This is a genomic window from Geomonas ferrireducens (assembly GCF_004917065.1).
GTDB classification, from domain to species: Bacteria; Desulfobacterota; Desulfuromonadia; order Geobacterales; family Geobacteraceae; genus Geomonas; species Geomonas ferrireducens.
The window spans coordinates 232,262-251,388 of the sequence record NZ_SSYA01000002.1 but is presented as its reverse complement, the minus strand read 5'-3'; the positions used below and the strand labels follow the sequence as shown (position 1 = coordinate 251,388).

At 60.1% G+C, this 19,127-nt stretch carries 15 protein-coding genes; 2 read left to right on the top strand and 13 right to left on the bottom strand.

All coding sequences use genetic code 11. The annotated features are described in order from the left end of the window. Window positions 1-85 precede the first annotated feature (85 nt). Both E8L22_RS09950 and E8L22_RS09945 read left to right on the top strand, forming a co-directional pair. On the top strand, window positions 86-2,410 hold the full coding sequence (locus E8L22_RS09950; protein ID WP_136525043.1) for a PAS domain S-box protein: 2,325 nt from the start codon (window positions 86-88) through the stop codon (window positions 2,408-2,410). Continuing rightward, complete coding sequence (locus E8L22_RS09945) at window positions 2,407-3,450, top strand: response regulator (protein ID WP_136525042.1); 1,044 nt, start codon at window positions 2,407-2,409, stop codon at window positions 3,448-3,450. Before E8L22_RS09950 ends, E8L22_RS09945 begins: the two co-directional genes overlap by 4 nt. Window positions 3,451-3,634: 184 nt before the next feature. On the opposite strand, the gene E8L22_RS09940 is transcribed toward E8L22_RS09945, so the two are convergent. From E8L22_RS09940 to E8L22_RS09880, 13 genes are all read right to left on the bottom strand, one after another. Then, a complete protein-coding gene (locus E8L22_RS09940) occupies window positions 3,635-5,089 on the bottom strand; it encodes a sigma-54-dependent transcriptional regulator (RefSeq protein ID WP_136525041.1) in 1,455 nt (484 codons plus the stop codon). Between the two features lie 151 nt (window positions 5,090-5,240). Further along, window positions 5,241-5,486: a hypothetical protein gene (locus E8L22_RS09935; protein ID WP_129125798.1), complete on the bottom strand. Its 246-nt coding sequence runs from the start codon at window positions 5,484-5,486 to the stop codon at window positions 5,241-5,243. 100 nt (window positions 5,487-5,586) lie between these two features. Beyond that, window positions 5,587-6,564, bottom strand: a complete 978-nt coding sequence (locus E8L22_RS09930) for a class 1 fructose-bisphosphatase (protein ID WP_136525040.1) — start codon at window positions 6,562-6,564, stop codon at window positions 5,587-5,589. 243 nt (window positions 6,565-6,807) lie between these two features. Then, window positions 6,808-9,822, bottom strand: a complete 3,015-nt coding sequence (pruA, locus tag E8L22_RS09925) for an L-glutamate gamma-semialdehyde dehydrogenase (protein ID WP_136525039.1) — start codon at window positions 9,820-9,822, stop codon at window positions 6,808-6,810. 329 nt (window positions 9,823-10,151) lie between these two features. After that, window positions 10,152-11,597: a sigma-54 interaction domain-containing protein gene (locus tag E8L22_RS09920; protein WP_136525038.1), complete on the bottom strand. Its 1,446-nt coding sequence runs from the start codon at window positions 11,595-11,597 to the stop codon at window positions 10,152-10,154. Between the two features lie 83 nt (window positions 11,598-11,680). Beyond that, window positions 11,681-12,592, bottom strand: a complete 912-nt coding sequence (gene rarD, locus E8L22_RS09915) for an EamA family transporter RarD (protein ID WP_136525037.1) — start codon at window positions 12,590-12,592, stop codon at window positions 11,681-11,683. Between the two features lie 113 nt (window positions 12,593-12,705). Then, window positions 12,706-14,073 (bottom strand): sodium-dependent transporter, encoded by a 1,368-nt coding sequence (locus E8L22_RS09910; RefSeq protein ID WP_136525036.1) that lies wholly within the window; start codon window positions 14,071-14,073, stop codon window positions 12,706-12,708. 110 nt (window positions 14,074-14,183) lie between these two features. After that, entirely contained in the window at window positions 14,184-14,666 is a 483-nt protein-coding gene (locus E8L22_RS09905; protein ID WP_135870265.1) for a YbaK/EbsC family protein, read from the bottom strand. 178 nt (window positions 14,667-14,844) lie between these two features. Further along, a complete protein-coding gene (locus E8L22_RS09900; RefSeq protein WP_136525035.1) occupies window positions 14,845-15,762 on the bottom strand; it encodes a DMT family transporter in 918 nt (305 codons plus the stop codon). A 1-nt stretch (window position 15,763) separates the two neighbouring features. Then, window positions 15,764-16,465 (bottom strand): ABC transporter ATP-binding protein, encoded by a 702-nt coding sequence (locus E8L22_RS09895; protein WP_136525034.1) that lies wholly within the window; start codon window positions 16,463-16,465, stop codon window positions 15,764-15,766. Further along, entirely contained in the window at window positions 16,458-17,231 is a 774-nt protein-coding gene (locus tag E8L22_RS09890; protein WP_136525033.1) for an ABC transporter ATP-binding protein, read from the bottom strand. Before E8L22_RS09890 ends, E8L22_RS09895 begins: the two co-directional genes overlap by 8 nt. A gap of 39 nt (window positions 17,232-17,270) precedes the next feature. Next, entirely contained in the window at window positions 17,271-18,173 is a 903-nt protein-coding gene (locus E8L22_RS09885; RefSeq protein ID WP_136525032.1) for a branched-chain amino acid ABC transporter permease, read from the bottom strand. 5 nt (window positions 18,174-18,178) lie between these two features. Continuing rightward, window positions 18,179-19,054: a branched-chain amino acid ABC transporter permease gene (locus tag E8L22_RS09880; RefSeq protein ID WP_136525031.1), complete on the bottom strand. Its 876-nt coding sequence runs from the start codon at window positions 19,052-19,054 to the stop codon at window positions 18,179-18,181. Between the last annotated feature and the right edge of the window lie 73 nt (window positions 19,055-19,127).

Below are 19,127 nucleotides of genomic sequence, written 5' to 3'. Positions count from 1 at the left end.
TGCTGCTAAATATATCGGGAGGGGCGGCCGATAAGGAGGTGAAGGAACATCAGAGACTAGATGCATGACGCGAGGTCCCGGCCGGATGAAACATCCACTGCGCATCCTGATCGTAGACGATTCTGCCGAAGACGCACTGCTCATCGTGCGCGAGTTGCAGAGGGAGTTCGTTCCGTACTACGAGCGGGTGGAGACTCCCGAAGAGATGGAAGCGGCACTGGGGCTTGGCGGCTGGGACGTCGTCATCTCCGACTACGTCATGCCCAGGTTCTCGGGACTCGCCGCCTTAAAGCTCATGCACGACCGCAGCATCGATCTCCCCTTCATCATGGTTTCCGGCCAAATGGGTGAGGACGCCGCCGTCGAAGCGATGCGCGCAGGGGCGCACGACTACCTGCTCAAGGACCGGCTTTCACGGCTCATCCCCGCCATCAAGCGCGAGTTGCGCGAAACGGTGGAGCGGCGCGAAAGGCGCATGGCCGAGGAGGCGCTATCCGCCACCGAGGCGCGTTTCCAAAGCCTCGTGGAGCAGTCGCTGGTCGGCATCTTCATGCTTCAGGACGACATCATCATCTACGTGAACCCGAAGTTCGGCGACGTCTTCGGCTACCGTCCCGAGGAGCTGATCGAGAAGAAAAACCTGCTCGAACTTGTGCACGCCGACGACCAGATCGGGGTGATGACGCGCTTTCTCTGCCCTTTGACGGAAGGGAGCGAACCGCTGCACGTCTTCTTCCGCGGCAAACACCGCAGCGGCGTCACCATCGATCTCGAAGTGAACGGCACGAGGACCGTGATAAACGGTGCGGACGCGGTGATCGGCACCCTGCTGGACATCACGGAGCGCAGGCGTACCGAAGCCGAGCTCAGCAAGCTGTGGCAGGCCGTGGAGCAGAGCCCGGTATCGGTGGTGATCACCGACCTGCGCGGTTTGATCGAGTACGTCAACCCGAAGTTCATCGAGGTGAGCGGCTACTCCGAGGCGGAGCTGATCGGCGAGCGCCCGAGCATCGTCAAGTCGGGCAACATGGAGGACTCCTTCTACCGCGATCTCTGGGACACGATCTGCGCCGGCAGGGAATGGCACGGGGAGCTGCAGAACCGTAAGAAGAACGGCGAACTCTACTGGGAGAGCTGCTCCATCTCGGCCGTCAAGAACCCCGAGGGGGCGATCACCCATTTCGTCGCCCTCAAAGAGGACGTAACCGAACGCAAATTCGCCATCGAACAGCTGCGCCAAGTGCAGAAGATGGAGGCGGTCGGCCAGTTGGCCGGTGGCATCGCCCACGACTTCAACAACCTGCTCACCGTCATCAACGGCTACAGCACCCTGCTAATCCGGGCCATGGAGGAGAACTCCCCCATGCGCAAGGAGGCGGAACAGATCCTCAGGGCCGGTGAGCGCGCCGCTGACCTCACCAGACAGCTGCTCGGCTTCAGCCGGCGCCAGATCATGGAGCCGCGGGTACTGGACGTCAACAAACAGGTGAAGTCGGTGCAGAAGATGCTGGAGCGGCTGATCGGCGAGAACATACGTCTCGCCACGAACCTCGCCCCCGACGCGGGTCTCATCAAGATGGACCCCGGGCAGCTCGAGCAGATCGTGATGAACCTCATCGTGAACGCGCGGGACGCCTCGGACACCGGCGGGGTAATCACGGTGGAGACGGCCAACTGCGAACTGGACGATGCCTTCACCGGCACGCATCCGGGATCGCAGGCCGGAAGCTACGTGCGACTGAGCGTTACCGACCGCGGCCAGGGGATGACCGAGGAGGTCAAGCAGCGGCTCTTCGAGCCGTTTTTCACCACCAAGGAGATGGGCCGGGGCACCGGCTTGGGACTTGCCACCGTGTACGGTATCGTCAAGCAGTGCGGCGGGTACATCCAGGTGACCAGCGAGCCTGGAGAGGGGGCGCGCTTCGACATCTACCTGCCTCGTACCCTTGAGAGCTCCGAGGCGCAGTCAAGGCAGCAGCTTGACGAGGCTATCGACACCAATTACACCATCCTCGTGGTCGAAGACGAGCCCGGGGTACTGAATTTGGTGGTGCACACGCTCAGGATGCGTGGCTTCAAGGTGCTGGAGAGCACCGATCCGGAACAGGGAATCGCCTTGTTCGACAAACACGAAGGTGATATAGACATGCTTTTGACCGACGTGGTGATGCCGTTTATGAGCGGCCCCACGCTCGCTGATATACTTCTAGGCAAAAAGCACGACCTCAAGGTACTCTTTATGTCTGGACACATGGAGAACCGGGCCGGCTTTGAGAAAACACTGGAAAAAGGAATGCAGTTCCTGCCCAAGCCCTTTGCAGGCGATGCCCTCATCAGAAAGGTGCGGGATACGCTGCAGGGAACCGCGACGCAAGAAGCGTCAAGGGCGATTCTAGGAGGTAGCAATTGAAAGGGAACATACTGATAGCCGATGACGAGGATATGATCAGAGAACTGATCAACATCACTCTGTCGAAGGAAGGATTCACCTGCTTCCAGGCGGCAAGCGCGGAAGAAGGTATGGAGATAATCAATAACCAGCAACTCGACCTCGCCCTGCTCGACATCATGATGCCCGGTCGTTCCGGGATCGACCTTCTGAAGGACATAAAGCAGGTCACCCCCGACACCACGGTCCTCATGATCACCGCCATGAACGACATGGATACCGCCCTCTCCTGCATCCACAACGGGGCCGAGGACTACATCACCAAACCCTTCAACCTGGACCGGGTGCTCCTCACCGTCAAGAACACGCTGGAGAAGCGCCGCCTGATCATGGAGAACAAGGAGTACCAGGCACACCTCGAGTTGAAGGTGCGTGAGCAGACCGAGGTGATCAGGACCGTGATGGGCGAAATCAACCTCGCCTACGAACACACCCTAGCGGCGCTGATCCGGGCGCTGGACGCACGTGAGAAGGAGGTGGGTTCCCACTCGGAAAGGGTGATGGCCTACACCTGCCTTTTGGCCGAGAAGGCGGGGATCTCGGAAGAAGAACGGATCATCATGAGCAAGGGGGCGCTTCTGCACGACATAGGCAAGATCGGCGTTTCCGACAACATCCTTCTGAAACCGGCGAAGCTGGACGACGAGGAGTGGAAGGTGATGCGCCAGCACCCGAAGATCGGCTACGACATCCTGGCCGGGATCAAGTACTTCACCGGCGCGGCGGAGCTCGTTTTGTACCATCATGAGCGCTACGACGGCGCAGGGTATCCGCACCGCAGCGCCGGAGACCAGATACCGATCAGCGCCCGTATCTTCGCCCTCGTGGACACCCTGGACGCCATGACCTCGGACCGTCCGTACCGCAAAGCGCTCTCCTTCCAGGCGGTGCTCGACGAAGTGATCCGCTGCTCGGGTCAGCAGTTCGATCCCAAGCTGGTCGATGTCTTCCTCTCCATCCCCAAGGAGGATTGGGAAAAGGCGGCAGGCAAGAAACTGTAGGGTCCACTCCTCCCGGAGGGGGGAGGTCGGGTGGGGGGAAAAGCTTGAGCTAGGCGCAACGCGCCCCCTCCCTGTCCCTCCTCCAGGGGAGGGGACGTTTAAGAACTCCTTTGAAACAAAGAAAAGAGCCGGTGGACCATGGGTCCCCGGCTCTTTATCGTTACCGTTAATGCCTGCAGCGGCCTTACGCCTCCGCAACCATCCCGATCCGGTACTTTTCCAGGCGGTCGCGCAGCGTGTTGCGGCTGATCCCCAAAAGCTTGGCGGCGAACACCTGATTGTTGTTGCTCTTCTCCATCGCCATGTGGATGAGCGCCTTCTCGAGCCCCATGTTGACGCTCTCGTAGATGGCACCCTTGTTCTTCTGGCAGATGCCGTCGAACACCGGCTCCAGCATGCTCCAGAACACCTCGTAGTAGTCGTCGCCCGCCGCCTCGAGATCGACCTCCTTGAAGCCCGCCTTGGCGGTGAGGAAGGATTCGAAGTCCCCCGGGACGAGGATGTCGCCGCGGCAGAATACCACCGCCGAGTTGATGACGTTCTTCAGCTCCCTGATGTTCCCATCGAACTGGTGGTTGGTAAGAAGCGCCATGGTCTCCGGCGCCACCCCTTTCACGTTCTTGCCGTACTTCTTGGAGAACTTTTTGACGAAGAGGTCGACCAGCAGCGGTATGTCTTCGGCCCGATCCTTCAGGGGCGGCAGGAAAAAGTTAACAACGCGCAAACGGTAGAAAAGGTCCATCCTGAAGGACTTCTCCTTCACGCAATTCAAGAGGCTGCGGTTGGTGGCGGCGATGACGCGGACGTCGACCTTGATGGTCTCGTTGCCACCCACCCTCTCGAACTCCTGGTTCTCTAGGACGCGGAGGAATTTCCCCTGGTTCGCGAGGCTCATCTCGCCGATCTCGTCGAGGAAGATGGTGCCGCCGTTGCACTGTTCGAACTTGCCGATGCGGCGGGAGTGGGCGTCGGTGAAGGCACCTTTCTCGTGGCCGAAAAGTTCGGACTCAAGCAGCGCCTCGGGGAGCGCCGCGCAGTTCACCGCCAGGAAGGGGCGGTTCTTGCGACGGGAGTTGTTGTAGATGGCGCGGGCGAGGAGCTCCTTGCCGGTGCCGGATTCACCCTGGATGAGGACGGTGGCATCCGAATCGGCCACCGTTCCGACCATCTTCCAGATCTCGATCATCTCAGGCGACGAGCCGATCATCAGGTCCTCGGTGAGGTCCTCCTCCACCTGGGCGCGCTCCTTCGTATAGCGCACCTTGCGGCTCAAGAGGTTGCACTCCAGGGCCTTTTTCACCGCCCCCTTCAGCTTGTTCATGTCGAAAGGTTTGGTGACGTAGTCGAAAGCGCCGTGCTTCATCGCCTCGATGGCGTTCTGGGTGGTCTTGTAGCCGGTGGCCATGATCACCGCGAGGCCGGGATCGATCTTCTTCGCCTCCTTGAGCACCTCGATGCCCGATTTCTGCGGGAGGCTTATGTCCATGATGGCAACGTTGGGACGATCGGCTATGATGCGCTTCAAGGCCCCTTCGCTGTCGCTTTCCAGCAGGAGTTCGTACTCCTCGCCGGCGAAGATGGTCTTAAGCATGAGCAGGATGTCGTGATCGTCATCCAGGATAAGCAGTTTTGCGGTCATGGCCAGTCCCCCGATGGCTATTAAAATCGCCGGGCCCCGGGGCCGGGGCGGGCGTAGCAGGAACAAGTCGGATGTTGCGCCGGTTGATAGTAAAAGAACCGCCCTTTTTTGGAGAAGCGGTTCTCTTGGTTGCATCTAAAGATCGAAGCTGTTACTGCTCGTCGTCTTCGTAATCATCGTCACCGAATGCATCAAGATCGTCGGCATCCTCCTCGCCTTCCTCGTCATACTCATCGGCCAGGTACTGCGGGCGGTCGTCTTCCTCTTTGATCGCCTCGAAGCGCGCCAGTATTGCGGGGTTGGTGCAGAAACGCCCGTCCTTGCAGGTGCAGGTGTCGAGGTCGCACAGATCGAAAAGCTGAATTTCGCTGCACAACCGTTTGGTACCAGTATCCATTCCTTACCTCTGAAAATTACTCGTTAATACAGTTATCGCCATACGGCCCCGGCAACTTTAGAGAAAATCACCGCCGGACGGGCAATAGTACAACAAATTGCTAGGCGTTGACAAATGTAGCGGCGCCGGACGCCACTTTCCCCTCTTCGAGGAAGTCGGTGGCGACCTTGACGTCCTTCTTGCAGCCGATGTAGATCGGCGCCCTCTGATCCAGGGACTCGGGGACGATGTCGAGGATCGGGATATGGCCGTTGCTGGCGGCGCCGCCGGCGTGCTCGATGATGAAGGCCATCGGGTTCAGTTCGAACAGCACGCGCAGTTTGCCGTTGGGCGAGCCCTTGAGGGCGGGGTACATGAAGAGCCCCTTCCCTTTCATCAGCACCTGGTTGATATCGGGAACGAAGCCGCCGGAGTAGCGCAGCTTGCACCCTTTCGCCTCAAGGTGACGGATGAACTTCTCGTCGCCGTCGTTGTACTTGTTCCTGAGGCCGCCCGGTGCGTAGATGTTCCCCTCTTCCTGCATGGTGACGTTCTCGCGGGTGAGCGTGAACTCCATCAGGTTGTTCATGGTGAACTCGTGCACCCCGTCCCCCACGGTGTAGACCAGAGAGACGCGCGGTCCGTACAGGATGTACATCGCGGCAACCTGGTTGCGGCCGGGCTGCAGCAGGTCGCAGCCGGCGTAGATGCCGACGATGGTGCCGACGGCAAGGTTCACGTCGACGAGCGAAGAGCCGTCGAGGGGATCGTAGGCAACCGAGTAGAGCCCGTCGGCCGAGGCCTGCGCCTGGTAGATCTCGTCCATCTCTTCGGAGGCGATGTTGCACACCACGCCGGAGTGGATCAGACGTTTCCTCATGATGCGGTCGGAGAGGACGTCGAGGGCGAGTTGCTCTTCGCCGTAGAGGTTAGAGGTACCTGCGACGCCGAGGTCGCCGGTGCGCACGGCGTTGATGACGTACTTGCTCGCCTCGGCGATCTCACAAATCAGGTGAACCAGGTTGTCACTGATGTTCTGCCCGCGCAGGTGGCGGCGCAGATCTATCTGGAATTTCGAAGTTCCCGGTGCAGCTGGCATAGCTCCCTCCAAGATTAAATTAAAATTATTTTACGACCCGGTAGAGTAAGTCAAAAAGAGCCACAAATCAAGCAAAAAAGGGCGCTGAATCGGTAAACCTGAAGAGGAAGTTGGTAAACGAAATTGACCACATAGTGAGAGCAATAGGTTATGAGATCTCCATAAAAAAAGCGCCTACACTCGTGACAAGTGCAGGCGCTCTCTCATATTACCTTTGGGGGCGATGGATCATTCCCCATACCCTTACGCGACCCAGTCGTCGTCCTCCTCGACCGGTGCGAACCCGCGGCGCATGGTGTTCTCGGTGACCACCCTCGGATCCATGAAGTGCAGCAGGTAGTCGTGCCCCCCCGCCTTGGTGCCGACGCCGGACATCTTGGAGCCGCCGAAAGGCTGACGGCCGACCAGGGCGCCGGTGTTGTTGCGGTTCAGGTACAGGTTGCCGACCCTGAATTCGCGGCGCGCCTGTGCCAGGTGCTCCGGGCTTCTGGAGAAGACGCCGCCGGTCAAGGCGAACTTGGTGGAGTTTGCCCAAGCGATCGCCTGGTCGAAGTCCTTCGCGCGCATGACGGCGAGAACCGGTCCGAAGATCTCCTCCTGGGCGATCCTGTGCTCGGGCTTGATGCCGCCGATGATGGTCATCGGGACGTAGTAGCCGCCGTCGCTCGGGACCTTGCTCTCGTAGAGCACGTGCCCTTCCTTCTTGCCGATCTCGGCGTACTCCTTGATGGTCTTCATCGCCTTGTCGTCGGCAACGGCGCCCATGTAGTTGGCCGGGTCCTCGGAGGGACCGACCAGGGTCGCCTGCGCCATGGAGACCAGACGCTCGACGAACTTGTCATAGACCGCGTCGAGCACGATTACGCGGGAGCAAGCCGAGCACTTCTGCCCCTGGAAGCCGAAGGCCGAGTAGAGGACATGCGGTACCGCCTCGTCGAGGTCGGCGTCGTCGTCGATGATGATGGCGTTCTTGCCACCCATCTCGCAGACGATCTTCTTGACGTTCTCCTGTCCCGGGTGGACCTTGGCGGCGCGCTCGATGATCCTCAGGCCTACCTCCATGGAGCCGGTGAAGGCGATGAGGGAGACGTCCGGGCTGTCGACAAGGTAGTCGCCCATGACGGAGCCGCGGCCCGGCGTGTAGTTGAAGACCCCTTCGGGGAGCCCTGCCTCGCGGAACAGTTCCACGATGTGGTAGCCGATCACCGAGGTGAGGCCGGAGGGCTTGAACACGACGCAGTTACCGGCCACGATGGCGGCGGAGGTCATGCCGAGGCTGATGGCGAGCGGGAAGTTCCACGGCGCGATCACCGCGGCGACGCCTTTCGGTTCGTAGAAGTAGTGGTTCAGCTCGCCCGGTGCGTTGCCGACGCGCTTCGGCGTGCCGAGGGTGATCATCTCGCGGGCGTAGTATTCGAGGAAGTCGATCGCCTCGCAGACGTCGGCGTAAGCCTGGTCCCACTGCTTGCCGACTTCGAGCACCTGCCATGCGGAGAGCTCGAAGATGCGGCGGCGCGCCACGGCGGCGGCCTTGATCAGGTACTGGGCACGATCCTTCGGGTCGGTGTCGCGCCACGCCGGGAAGGCCTTCTTGGCGGCAGCGATGGCGTCGCCCACTTCCGCGGTCCCCGCCTGGCAGATCACGCCGATGGTTTCCGACGGCTTGTTCGGGTTCACCGACGGGATGGTGTCGGCGGTCTTCACTTCCTTGCCGTTGATGAAGAGCGGGTAGGTCTTGCCGAGCTGCTTTCTTACCTCGGCAATTTCCTTCGGGAACGCGGCGCGGTGGTCGGCACGGGTGAAGTCGACCATCGCCTCGTTGTAGAACGGCTTCAGGCCGCCAGGGCCCTTCGCTTCCGCCTTCTTGTTGGCGGCGCGTGCCGCACGCTCGCGTTGCGCCGTGACCTCCGGATCTTCGAGCAGGCGCTCGATCTGCGCGTCCTCGGCGAAGCTCTGACGCAGGAAGGACTCGTTCGCGGTATTCTCCAGCAGACGGCGCACCAGGTAGCCCATCCCCGGCACCATGTCGCCGTACGGGCAGTAAAGACGGATGCGGCCGGCAACCTTCAGGATGCCCCTTCTGACCGGTTCGGCCATACCGTAAAGCACCTGGAACTCGTAGCGCTCGTCGGGAACGTTCAGCTCTTTGGCCATTTCCATCACGGCCGAAATGGTCCTGATGTTGTGGGAAGCGCAGGCGAAGTGGCAGATGTCGGAGCTCTCCAGGATCATCCTTGCCTGGCGCTCGTAAGCGGCGTCCGACTCGGCCTTGATGGTCCAGACCGGAATCGCCCAGTCGTTCTGCTTGGCCTTGACGGTTTCCATATCCCAGTAGGCGCCCTTAACGAGGCGGATCGAGATGTTCACCTTGTTCTGGCGCGCCCAGCTAAGGAGCGCCGGGAGGTCCTTGTCCGTGTCGACCAGGTAGGCCTGGAGCACGATACCGAACTGGTCGTAGGTCGGGAACTCGAGCTTCAGCCGCTTGTACACCTCGATGATGATGTCTTTGTGACGGTAGGACTCCATGTCGATGCAGAGGAAGCCTTCCAGTTCCATGACCTTCTTGGCGATCTTTCTGACGCGGTCGAGGATGGCGACCACCGAGCCTTCGAAGTCCTGCGGGTTGGCGAGGCAGAAGAGCGCGGTCGGCTTGACGGCGACGTTGACCTTCGGGGCATGCCCCCAATCGAGGTTCGGGTTACCACCCTTGCCCGGCAGCGGCTTCCAGTCCTTGTATTCCTTCTTGAGCGAATCGAGGAGCTCAAGGTAGGTGTTCATGTAGATGTCGGCTTCCTTCTCAGAAAGGGTTGCCTCGCCGAGCACGTCCACGACGAACGCGAAGCCATCCTTTCTCAGGCGCTCCATGTTCTTGATGGCTTCTTTGGTGTTCTCGCCGACGATGAACTGGCGCGCCATCTCCTGGATGTTGGTGGTGAGGAACTTGTTGAGCATCGCCCCGCCGAAGGAGCCGAGCATGCCTGCGACCTTGGCGCCGGTGGAGAGGACCGGCGGCATGTCCTTCTCCTCGCCGAAGTACTCACGGATGTGATCGGTAAGGAGCTTGCCGGTGGTGAGAGACGGGAAGACGTCGACAAAGCGGAACATCTGGATCTTGAAGGTTTCGTTCTGCATGGACCAGTCCATCACCTTGCCCATCCAGGCACCCTTGTTGAAGAGGGACGGCTTTTCGCCGGAGATGGTGGAGAAGAACTCCTTGCCCCGTGCAATGACTTTGTTGTTCAGTTCGGTGTTGTTCATCCAAAGGCTCCTTTATTACAGGTTGTTCCAAGAGGAAATCATAAACGTGTAAAGCTAGAGCACAAGCTGTGCCATCCGGTATACGATTTCGCTCCAGGTGGAGACACGGAAGTATTTGTCAGGAACACAACAAGCGTCAAAACGGCGCTTCGCTCGGTTAAAGTGCCGGAAGTATTATAGCAGCGATATTGAGAAAGGTAATGTTGGATGGATGATTAAATAGAGCAGAGTAAGTGAGAGGCGCTGATAGAGGGAAGATTGGACCAGAAGAAGAGAGGAGTAATATGCAATATCGCATAACACATCCCCCCCCTGAAGGGGGAGGAGCGCTATGCGATCCCGTGCTTTTTCAACTTCCTGGCGATGGTCGACTGGTTCACCCCGAGTGCCTCGGCCATGCGTACTTGGTTACCGTGCGTCTCCAGCGCCTTTACGAGAACCGCCTTCTCCACCTTGTCCAGCGTTTCCTGCAGTGTCACCTCGTCGTGCCAGACGCCCCCTCCCATCGTCGGTTGGTTGCCTCCTACGGCGATTTCGGCAGGCAGATCCTTCACGTCGATGAGATCCGTTTCCGTCATGACGACGAGACGCTCGCAGATGTTCATCAACTGCCGAACGTTGCCGGGGTAATCATAGGCAAGAAGCGCGTCGGAGGCGGCGCGGGTAAGACGCTTGCGGATCGAATCGCGGGCGCCGAAAAGATCTATGTAATGCCGAACGAGCGGAAGTATGCAGTCCCGCCTCTCCCGAAGAGCGGGCACGTGGATCGGGATCACGTTCAAACGGTAGTAAAGGTCGAGGCGGAAGGTGCCGTCCTTGACCATCTGATCGAGGTTGCGGTGCGTTGCCGCGAGGATCCTGACGTCCAGCGTCCTCGCCTTGGTGCCGCCAAGCCTCACCACGCGGCCGTTCTCCAGGAAGCGAAGAAGCTTCACCTGTGCCGCCTGCGGCAGTTCGGCGATCTCGTCGAGGAAGAGTATCCCCCCATCGGCAAGCTCAAGATACCCCGGCTTCCCGGCGGTCTGAGCGCCGGTGAAAGCCCCCTTCTCGTAGCCGAACAGTTCCGATTCTATGAGGGATTCCGGGATTGCGCCGCAGTTGATCTCGATGAGCGGCTTGTCCGCGCGGCTGGAATTCTTGTGTATCAGTTCGGCGATGAGCCCCTTGCCTACGCCCGACTCACCGAGGATGAGAACGGTGGAATTGACCGCACTCACCTTGAGCGCCTGCTTCAGCGCGTTCACCATGAGCGGGCTGCGCGCGATGACGCTCCGTGAGGCGAGATCCGCCTGCTGCATCTCGAGCATGTGGCTGCGGAACTGGTCGCGCAGCGCCTCCTGCTCCTCGAGTTCACGCTGCAGGTTGTCAATCTCAGTGACGTCACGCTCACTTACCACGACCCGTATGACCCGGCCATTGCCGTCCAAGACCGGGGTGCCGGTCGAGATGAGCTTGCGCCCCTGGCGGTTTTGCAGCTGGCTCACCACCTTGCCGGTAGTCAGTGCCTCCAGCGCCGCCGAACGGTCAATAAAGCCCTGATCCAGCAGGTCGCGCATGTTCTTTCCGACGACCTCCGAAGCCTGGATATTGTTGATGCGCTCGGACGCCGGGTTGATGCGGATTACCACGGCATCCGCGTCGCAAATCCATAGTCCGTCCGAGGAGGAGTCGATGATCGCGTCCAGTTCCCGAGTGAGATCCTGGAACGCGAGCATCTGTCGCGCCATCTCTTCCAGATCGAGTGCCGTGACAGATCCAGTTACTGCTTCAGTCATAAAAACCTCCGGCAAAAGTAACGCCGACAGGCATTATGCTAAAATGCATTCCAATATGCAACAGGGAATACTTCAGGACTACATCAGCCCCTGACAGTACGGTACGCATGCACCGAGTAGAGCACAAGGCCTGCCCAGATGAACATGAAGCTGATCAGGTGGGTGTGGGTGAACGTCTCGCCGAAGAGGGTTATGGCGAGCAGGAAGTGCATCGTGGGTGTGATGTACTGCAGGAAACCGATCGTTGCCAGACGCAGCTTCTTTCCGGCCGCGGCAAAAAGCAGCAAGGGGATGGCGGTTACCACACCGGACATCGGGATCAGGATGTCCAGAGTGGATCCATGGGTTAGGAAGATGCCGGTTCCCTTCTGGTTCAAATGCACCAGGTAGAAGAGCGCAACCGGCATGAGAAGCAGCGTCTCCACGGTGAGCCCGACCAGCGGCTCGACGTGCAGCATTTTCCGGATCAGCCCGTAGAGACCGAAGGAGAGCGCAAGCAGCAGGGAGAGCCAGGGAATGGCCCCGTGCTGGATGGCCAGGTACAAGACACCGGTGGTGGCAAGGCCGAGGCTGATCCATTGCGGGCGCTCAAGCCGCTCGTGCAGGAACAGAAAACCGAGCAGTACGTTCACCAGCGGGTTGATGAAATAGCCGAGGCTCGACTGCAGCACCTCGCCGATGCTGATGGCGTAGATGAAGACCAGCCAGTTGGTGGCGATGAGGATCGTGGTGATGGTAAGGACGACCAGCGACTTGGGGCGCTTGAGCACCGCTATGGTGCCGGGCCAGGCGCCCTTCCAGGTGATGAGCAGCAGCAAAAAGGCGAGCGACCAGACGATCCGGTGCGAGACCATCTCCAGGGGGGGGACGACCTTGACTGATTTGAAGTAGACCGGGAAGAAGCCCCAGCAAAGATAAGCCGCCAGGCCGTAGATAACGCCCTGGCGGCTTTTTTGTGCAGCAGTGAGCTCGGTATGTTCGGTTTTATCGCTCATGTAATTGGTCCATGCTCCTCCCCCCGGAGGGGGGAGGCTGGGAGGGGGGAAGCCTGGGCAAAGAAAGTCCCCTTCCCCCTCCCTGGCCCTCCCCCTCCGGGTGAGGGAATTGCTTAGATGATCTTCAAGCCGCGCAGCAGAATGACGGTAATGGTAATCGGCGCCACGTATTTCACAAGGAACAGGAAGATGCTGATGATCGGCCCGTTATGCAGTTGCCCGTCGTTGGAAAGCGCCGCCCTCACCTTCTCCTCACCCCAGACCCAGCCGACAAAGATGCAGATGAAGAGACCGCCGACCGGCATAAGGACGTTCGAAGTGAGGAAGTCGTAGAAGTCGAACATGGTCATGCCGAAGAACTTGAAGTTCGCCATGGTGCTGTTGGAAAGCGCTGCGGTGGAACCGATCAGAGCCAGCAGGATGACGGTGATTGCCGTCGAGTTGAAGCGGGACACGCCGAAACGCTGGTGCAGGTACGCAACCGGTACCTCGAGGATCGAGAGCATGGCGCCGGTGGCGGCGATGGCGCCCAGGACGAAGAAGAGCACCACGAAGACGTTACCGAAGGGCATCTGCGAGAAGACCGCCGGGATGGTGATGAAGAGCAGCGACGGACCAGCCTCCGGCTTGAAGCCGTAGGTGAAGACGGCCGGGAAGATCGCGATGCCCGCCAGGATGGAAACGGTCAGGTCGGCAAGCATGACGCGTAGCGCGGTCATCGGAATGTTCTGGTCGTCACGGAAATAGCTGCCGTAGGTAATCATGGTCCCCATGCCGACGGAGAGCTTGAAGAAGGCAAGGCCCATCGCGGTCAAGACGACGCCGCCGGTTACCTTGGAGAAATCGGGGCGGAACAGGAACTCGAGGCCGGCGGCGGCACCAGGGAGCATGAGGCTTCTGACACCAATCATCACCAGGATGAGGAAGAGCACCGGCATGAGGCGCTTCGTGGTCTTCTCGATCCCCTTGGAAACTCCGGCAACGATGATGGCGCCGACGAAGACCAGCACCAGGCACTGCCAGAAGACCGACTGCACCGGGTCGGTGATCAGTTTCTCAAACCCGGCAGAGGTCACCTTGGGATCGGACGAGAGCACAGCCCCGGAGGCCGCCTTGAATATATAGGCGAAAACCCACCCCGCCACCTCGGTGTAGAAGGCAAGGATCAGGAAGGCGGAGAGGACACCCGCAGCGCCGATGAGCGCCCACGATTCGTTCTTGGGATGCAGCACCTTGAAGGTGGTGAGCGCGTCAGACTTGGAACGGCGCCCCAGCATGAGCTCGGCTACCATGACCACGAGGCCCGCCATGAGGGTCGAGAGAAGATAGACGATGATGAACGCAGCCCCGCCGTTAAGGCCGGTCAGCGCAGGGAACTTCCAGATGTTCCCCAACCCCACCGCGGAGCCGAGCGTTGCGGCGATTACACCCAAACCGGTGGTAAAACTGTCCCGTGCCTTCGTTACTGTTACGTTTTGCATGAGTTCGTGCCCGAATACTTAGGGCTGCTCCCTTTAAAATAGCGGCAGCATTGCCGCGTTGTGTTGAACTGCTGTATTAGCAAGGACCGGCGGACGAATGATTATCGCCCCTATTTTTTCACGTGGGCAACCTGGCCGGAGGTGATGTGGCAGAGTTGCTCCGGAGTCAGTGCAAAGACCGCATTAGGAGTCCCGGCTGCAGCCCAAAGCTCCTGATAACCGAGCAGATCTTCGTCGATGAAGGTGGTAAGCGGCGTCGGATGACCAACCGGCGAGACGCCGCCGATGGCGTAACCGGTCTGCTCGCGCACGAAGTCCGGCGTAGCCCGTTCGATCTTTTCCCCGATCAGTACCGCGAGCGCCTTCTCGTTCACCATGTTGGCGCCGCTGGCCACCACGAAGACGGCCTTGCCGCTTTCCTTGCCGCGGAAAACAAGCGACTTCACGATCTGCCCCACCTCGCAGCCGACGGCGTTTGCCGCATCAACCGCGGTGCGGGTGCTCTCGCCCAGTTCCTTGACACGGCAGTCCACGCCGAAGCTGTTGAGCGCATCCTGCACCCTCTTCGCGCTCGCACTCAGATTGGTATCCATACTCGTTCCTCCTGTGCTGTCAGTGTATTGAACGTCTGTGCCTATATGGTTCACACACCCTCTCCCGTAAGAGACCGTGTGGAACACTGAAGGTCCATGCCCCCTCTCCTTCCGGGAGAGGGATAGGGTGAGGGCGGCGCAACCGGCATCATCTCTCTTCGTGGCTACGCCCTCACCCCTACCCCTCTCCCAAAGGGCGAGGGGATGAGTGACCTGCCGTCACCCTGGTGAAAAGGTACAGCCCGGCAAAGATGATCGATCCGCCCACGGCCTGGCGCGGCGTCGGGTTCTCACCCAGGAATACGGCGGCCCAAAGGATCGCTCCTAACGGCTCCCCAAGGATGCTCACCGAGACCACCGAGGCCTGCACATAGCGAAGCACCCAGTTGAAAACGGTGTGCCCGAGGATGGTGCAGACCAGCGCCAGCGCCACGAAGATGAGCCAGTCTTGCGCGGGATAAGGATAGAAAGCGACACCGCCGACAACCGCCGCACCGCTCAGGGTGAGCGCGCTCGCGCCGTAGGTCACGAAGGTGTATCCGGTAAGCGGTACGCCGTGACGCAGCCTGCGACCGATCAACAGGTAACCGGACACCATGACCGCAGCGAACAGCGCGAGCAGATCTCCGATGAACGCCTGCCGCCCGATCTGGAAATCGGTGGCGCCGATGACCACGCTCCCCACGAAAGCGAGAAAGCAGCCGTAAAGCGCCTTGCGAGGCACGCTCTCCCGGAAGAAGATCCAGGAGCCGAACACGACGAAGAGCGGCTGCGTGGTCACTAGCACCACGGAACTGGCGATGGAGGTGTACTTGAGCGAGATGAACCAGGTGACGAAGTGCAGTGCGAGAAAAACGCCGCTCCCGGCCGAAAGACTGATCTGGCGCGCGGACATGCCGCGCAGGGCCGGCGCGCCGCCCCACAGGGTGAAGGGCGCAAGGAAGCAGAAGGTGAAGATGAGCCGGTAGGCCGCTATCACCAGGGGGGGAGCCGTGCAGACCCTCACCAGGATGGAGGAGAAGGAGACAGCAAAAACCCCTACCAGGATGGCCAGGTAGGGGTTGATCCAAGGCTTGGTTGTGGCGGATGGTGACACCCTACTCTCCCAGGTAAGCCTTTCTCACTTCGGGGTTGGACGCGAGTTCCTTGGCGTCACCCTGCAGCACCACCTCGCCGGTCTCGAGGACGTAAGCGCGGTGGGCGATGGAGAGTGCCATATTGGCGTTCTGCTCGACCAGGAGGATGGTAGTGCCGCTCGCGTTGATCTCCTGGATGATCTGGAAGATCTGCTCGACGAGCATCGGCGCGAGACCCATGGAGGGCTCGTCGAGAAGGAGCAGTTTCGGGCGGGACATGAGCGCCCTGCCCATGGCCAGCATCTGCTGCTCGCCGCCGGAAAGCGTCTTAGCCGGCTGCTTCTTACGCTCGTTCAAACGCGGGAAACGCTGGAAGATCTTCTCCATGTCAGAGGCGACCTCGTTGTCGCTTCTCGTGTAAGCGCCCATCTCGAGGTTCTCGAGCACGCTCATCTTGGCGAAGACGCGGCGTCCCTCAGGTACCTGCGAGATGCCGAGTTTCACAATCTCGTGCGGCGGAAGCTTGGTGATCTCCTTATCGAGATAGGTGATCTTCCCAGCCACCGACGGAACGATGTTGGAGATGGTGTTCAGGATGGTCGTCTTGCCCGCGCCGTTGGCACCGATAAGCGCGACGATCTCGCCCTGGTTGATCTGGAAGGAAACATTTTGCAGCGCCTTGATGGCGCCGTAATTCACGCTGATGTTCTCTACCTTAAGCATCCGCTGCTCCTTTGCCGAGATACGCCTCGATGACCTTCGGATTCTTCCGGATTTCCTCCGGAGTCCCCTCGGCGATCTTAACCCCGTAGTCAAGGACGGCGATGCGGTCCGAGATCCCCATGACGAACTTCATGTCGTGCTCGACCAGGAAGACGGTGACGCCGGTCTTGCTGATGGCCTTCACCATCTCGGCAAGGACCAGTTTCTCCTGCGGGTTCATGCCGGCGGCCGGCTCGTCCAGGAGGATGATCTGCGGCTTGATGGCGAGTGCGCGGGCGATCTCGAGACGGCGCTGCTCGCCGTACGGCAGGTTGCCGGCCAGTTCGTACGCCTTGTGGGTCAGATCCACCTGCTTCAGGCAGGCCATCGCTAGTTCCTTCAGCTCAGCCTCCTGGCGGCGGACCCAAGGCAGGAACTTAAGCGTGGCGCCGGTCAGGTCGAAGGTACCCTGGGTGTGGGCGCCGATCAGGACGTTCTCCAGCACGGTGAGCTGGGTGAAGAGCCTGATGTTCTGGAAGGTCCTGCCGATGCCGGAACCGGCGATCTTGAAAGGTGGCTTTCCCGAGATGCTCTCGCCCATGAAGGAGATCTGCCCTTCGGTCGGGGTGTAGATGCCGGTGATCAGGTTGAACATGGTGCTCTTGCCGGCACCGTTCGGTCCGATCAGGGCCATGATGCTCCCCTTCTCGACCTCGAGGTTTACCTTGTCTACGGCGACCAGGCCGCCGAAGCGGATGGTGACGTTATCGAGTTTAAGAATGGACATGCTTTACTCTCGTTTCGTGAGTTATTTGTCTTGTTTCTGCTAGCCCTTGCTGGCCGGCTTCTTTCCGATGGCGCGCAGTAAAAGGTCGGTCAGGTTCACGCCGCCCAGAAGCCCGTTGGGACGGAAAACCATGAGGAACACGAGAAGCGCGCCGTAGACCAGCATGCGGTACTGCGACATGAAGCGGAGGAATTCAGGCGCCGAGGCGAGAACCGAGGCACCGATCACCGAGCCGGGGACCGACCCGAGCCCGCCCAGAACGACCATGGACAGGATGTCGACGGACTTGAGGAAGCCGAAGTCCGAGGGGTTGATGTAGCTCAGGAAGTGGGCGTAAAGGCCGCCGCCGATACCGGCCATGAAGGAGCCGAGGGCGAAAGCCTGGATCTTGTAACGTGCCGTATTGATGCCCATGGCGTCGGCGGCGATCTCGTCCTCGCGGATAGCCTTCAGCGCGCGTCCGAAGCGAGAACTCTGCACGAAGGTCACCAGGACGATGGCGAGAATCGCGACGACCCAGACGTAGATCGGCATCGGGATGGCGGTCTTGGCGGGAGGAACGGTGAGACCGAGCGCCTTGTTGGTCGGCTCGAAGTTCAGGAAGAAAACCTTGACGATCTCGGCGAAGCCCAAGGTGCAGATGGCAAGGTAATCGCCGGTAAGCCTCAGGATCGGGAAGCCGATAATGGCGGCGACGATCGCGGTCACCACACCGGTGACGGCCAGGTTGGCGAAGAAGGGAAGGCCGGTCTTGATGGTGACCATGGCGCTCGTGAAGGCACCAATGCTCATGAAGGCGGCGTGCCCCAGGGACAGCTGCCCGGTAAGGCCGGTGATGACGTTGAGCCCCAGCGCCAGCACGATAGCGATGCCGACGTTGACGAGGATCTGCAACATGTACGGGTCGATTGAGCCGACCAGGCTGTTCAGGAAGTCTGCCATCGAATCTATACCTTCTTTGTAATTTTTTGTCCGAGCAGGCCGGTCGGCTTGACAAGGAGGACCAGCACCAGGATGGTGAAGGCGATCGCGTCACGGTAGGAAGAGTAGCCGATGGCTACGCCGAAGACCTCGGAGACGCCGAGCAGCAGGCCGCCCAACATTGCGCCGGGGATGGAGCCGATCCCGCCAAGGACCGCGGCGGCGAAGGCCTTGAGACCGGCCATGAGGCCCATGTTGAAGGAAACCGCGTTAAAGAGCACCCCGACCAGCACCCCGCCCGCCGCAGCCAGCGCGGAACCGAGGGCGAAGGTGAAGGAGATGACGCGGTTCACGTTGATCCCCATGAGCGCGGAGGTGTTGTAATCCTCGGAGGTGGCGCGCATCGCCTTGCCGATCTTGGTCTTCTGGACGATGAACTCGAGCCCCATCATGAGCGCTGCGGAAACCCCGATGATGAGGAGCTGCAGCGTCGAGATGTCAGCGGAGCCGACCTTGATCTGCCGGACCGGGAAGGCGCCGTCAGGGAACCCTTTCGCGTCGGCGCCAAACACCATCAAGGCGAGCGAACTGAGGAAGATGGAGACACCGATCGCCGAGATCAGCGCCGAGAGGCGGGAGGACTTTCTGAGCGGACGGTAGGCGATCAGTTCGATGACCACCCCCATCACCATGCAGAAGATCATGGCGCCGATGATGGCAACGAATACGTTCACCTTGAATGCGGCGACGAGGAGCAGGCCGACGAAGGCGCCCACCATGAAGATCTCGCCGTGGGCGAAGTTGATCAGAGTGATGATGCCGTAGACCATGGTGTAGCCCAAAGCGATGAGCGCGTACACGCTACCTAAGGCCACGCCGTTTACTAACTGTTGTAGGAACATGTCGACTTCCTTCCGACTGGGATTGTTTGGAGAGCTTTTCTGCGGTATGACCAAAGCGGGAAAATCCGCGTTC

What these genes read in the sequence shown, in the direction of transcription:
- E8L22_RS09950 (WP_136525043.1), top strand. Translation starts at nt 86, where the DNA reads ATGAAACATCCACTGCGCATCCTGATCGTAGACGATTCTGCCGAAGAC.
- E8L22_RS09940 (WP_136525041.1), bottom strand. Translation starts at nt 5,089, where the DNA reads ATGACCGCAAAACTGCTTATCCTGGATGACGATCACGACATCCTGCTC.
- E8L22_RS09935 (WP_129125798.1), bottom strand. Translation starts at nt 5,486, where the DNA reads ATGGATACTGGTACCAAACGGTTGTGCAGCGAAATTCAGCTTTTCGAT.
- E8L22_RS09930 (WP_136525040.1), bottom strand. Translation starts at nt 6,564, where the DNA reads ATGCCAGCTGCACCGGGAACTTCGAAATTCCAGATAGATCTGCGCCGC.
- pruA (WP_136525039.1), bottom strand. Translation starts at nt 9,822, where the DNA reads ATGAACAACACCGAACTGAACAACAAAGTCATTGCACGGGGCAAGGAG.
- E8L22_RS09920 (WP_136525038.1), bottom strand. Translation starts at nt 11,597, where the DNA reads ATGACTGAAGCAGTAACTGGATCTGTCACGGCACTCGATCTGGAAGAG.
- rarD (WP_136525037.1), bottom strand. Translation starts at nt 12,592, where the DNA reads ATGAGCGATAAAACCGAACATACCGAGCTCACTGCTGCACAAAAAAGC.
- E8L22_RS09910 (WP_136525036.1), bottom strand. Translation starts at nt 14,073, where the DNA reads ATGCAAAACGTAACAGTAACGAAGGCACGGGACAGTTTTACCACCGGT.
- E8L22_RS09905 (WP_135870265.1), bottom strand. Translation starts at nt 14,666, where the DNA reads ATGGATACCAATCTGAGTGCGAGCGCGAAGAGGGTGCAGGATGCGCTC.
- E8L22_RS09895 (WP_136525034.1), bottom strand. Translation starts at nt 16,465, where the DNA reads ATGCTTAAGGTAGAGAACATCAGCGTGAATTACGGCGCCATCAAGGCG.
- E8L22_RS09890 (WP_136525033.1), bottom strand. Translation starts at nt 17,231, where the DNA reads ATGTCCATTCTTAAACTCGATAACGTCACCATCCGCTTCGGCGGCCTG.
- E8L22_RS09885 (WP_136525032.1), bottom strand. Translation starts at nt 18,173, where the DNA reads ATGGCAGACTTCCTGAACAGCCTGGTCGGCTCAATCGACCCGTACATG.
- E8L22_RS09880 (WP_136525031.1), bottom strand. Translation starts at nt 19,054, where the DNA reads ATGTTCCTACAACAGTTAGTAAACGGCGTGGCCTTAGGTAGCGTGTAC.